Annotated in this window: 2 protein-coding genes; both read left to right on the plus strand. The window is 73.6% G+C overall.

Translation table 11 applies throughout. The features are described 5' to 3' along the window. Positions 1-1,902, plus strand: a 1,902-nt coding sequence (locus tag A7A76_RS18400) for an ATP-binding protein (protein WP_206412566.1), incomplete at its 5' end; no start/stop codon positions are given. After that, positions 1,899-2,115 (plus strand): hypothetical protein (locus A7A76_RS18405; RefSeq protein WP_206412567.1); only part of this gene is annotated, 217 nt, incomplete at its 3' end. The genes A7A76_RS18400 and A7A76_RS18405, both read left to right, overlap by 4 nt.

Genomic DNA, 2,115 nt, shown 5'->3' on the forward strand with positions numbered 1-2,115 from the left:
CGCGCGGCGCCGCCGCCCGCACCCGCGCTGCCGGCGCCGCAAGCGCTGGCCGAACGCATCGCCGACGCTTGCGAACAGCGCCGGCGCGCCACGCACGCCGATTCGCCGCCGGCCTTGCGGGCATTGGCCGAACGGCTCGGACTGAGTCCGTTCGAAACCGACATCCTGCTGCTGTGCGCGGCGATGGAACTCGACCCCTCGCTGCCGGCGCTGATCGCCGCGGCCCAGGGCGGCGGCCCCGGCGTGCCGACCTTCGCGCTGGCGCTGCGCTTGTTCGACGACCCCAGCTGGGACGCGCTGGCGCCGCAGCGGCCGCTGCGCTATCTGCACCTGCTGCAGGTCGACCAGGCCGGCGCGCCGGCGCTGACCGCCGCCGCGCTGCGCGCCGACGAGCGCGTAGTCGCCTGCATCAAGGGCCTGAACCTGCTCGACGAACGCCTGTCGGCGGTGCTGAGCCCATGCGAACCGGCGCCGCTGTCGCCGAGCCAGCGCGACAGCGCGCAGCGCATCCTCGCCGCCCTGCGCGCGGCCGCGCCGGGCGCGTCGCTGCCGGTGGCGCAATTGCTCGGCACCGATCCGGGCAGCCGCCAGGCCATCGCCTGCGAAGCGGCGCAGGCGCTCGGCCGCCACCTGTATCGCCTGCCGATGGAATCGCTGCCCACGCAACGCGCCGAAGTCGATTTGCTGGCGCGGCTGTGGCAGCGCGAAAGCCTGCTGCTGCCGGTGGCGCTGTACATCGACGCCGACGCGCTCGACGGCGGCGGCGAGGCCACCGCGGCGCTGCGCCAGTTCCTCGCCCATCCGCTCGGCCTGAGCTTCCTCGGCGTGCGCGAAACGCCGCTGGCGCTGGACGCCGCCCATTGCAGCGCGCCGGCGCCGCTGCCGAGCGCGGCCGAACAGCACGACGCGTGGCTGCAGCATCTGCCGCAACGCGCAGGCGACGACGCGCCGGCGGACGCGGCCGAGCCGACGCGCGAGCGCGAAGCGGCCGAACTGTCCGGCCATTTCCAGCTCAACCTCGGCCAGATCCGCGCCGCCGCGGCGGCCGCGGGCGACGGCGATTCGGCCTGGGACGCCTGCCGCGGCCTGTCCACCGCGCGCCTGGACGCGCTGGCCCAGCGCCTGACGCCGAAGGCGCGCTGGTCGGACCTGGTGCTCAACGAGGAATCCACCGGCCTGCTGCGCCAGATCGCCGCGCAAGTGCGCGAACGCCACCGCGTCTACCAGCAATGGGGCTACGCCGAGCGGATGAACCGCGGCATGGGCATCAGCGCGCTGTTCGCCGGCGAGAGCGGCACCGGCAAGACCATGGCCGCCGAAGTCATCGCCAACGAGCTGCGCCTGGACTTGTTCCGCATCGACCTGTCGGGCGTGGTCAGCAAGTACATCGGCGAAACCGAGAAGAACCTGCGCAAGCTGTTCGACGCCGCCGAACAGGGCGGCGCGATCCTGTTCTTCGACGAGGCCGACGCCCTGTTCGGCAAGCGCAGCGAGGTCAAGGACAGCCACGACCGCTACGCCAACATCGAGATCAACTACCTGCTGCAGCGCATGGAGGCGTTCTCGGGGCTGGCGATCCTGGCCACCAACATGAAGGGCTCGCTCGACACCGCGTTCATGCGCCGGCTGCGCTTCGTGGTCAATTTCCAGTTCCCCGGCCCCGGCGAGCGCAAGCGCCTGTGGCGCGGCGCGCTGCCGCCGGGGGTGCCGTGCGAACCCCTGGATTACGACCGCCTGGCGCGCTTCAACCTGTCCGGCGGCAACATCCATTCCATCGCCCTCAATGCCGCCTTCGCCGCGGCCGGCGACGGCGGCGCGGTCGGCATGCCGCGCCTGCTCGACGCGGTGCGCACCGAATTGCGCAAGCTCGAGCGGCCGGTCAACGAGGCCGAGTTCCGATGAGCCGCGCGCCCGCCGCCGCGCCGCTGTCGCTCAGCATCGAGCGCCTGCGCCTGGACGGGCCGGCGCTGTCGCCGCTGCAGACGCAGCAGTTGCAGCGCGCGTTCGCCGCCGAACTGACCCGGCTGCACCGGATCGAGCCGCTGGCGCCGCGCGCCGGCGCGCTGGATTGCCTGCGGGCGCCGACACTCGGCGCACCCGCCGGCAGCGACCCGG

Origin of the sequence: Lysobacter enzymogenes (genome assembly GCF_017168095.1) — a bacterium.
In the GTDB taxonomy this organism is placed as follows: domain Bacteria; phylum Pseudomonadota; class Gammaproteobacteria; order Xanthomonadales; family Xanthomonadaceae; genus Lysobacter; species Lysobacter enzymogenes_D.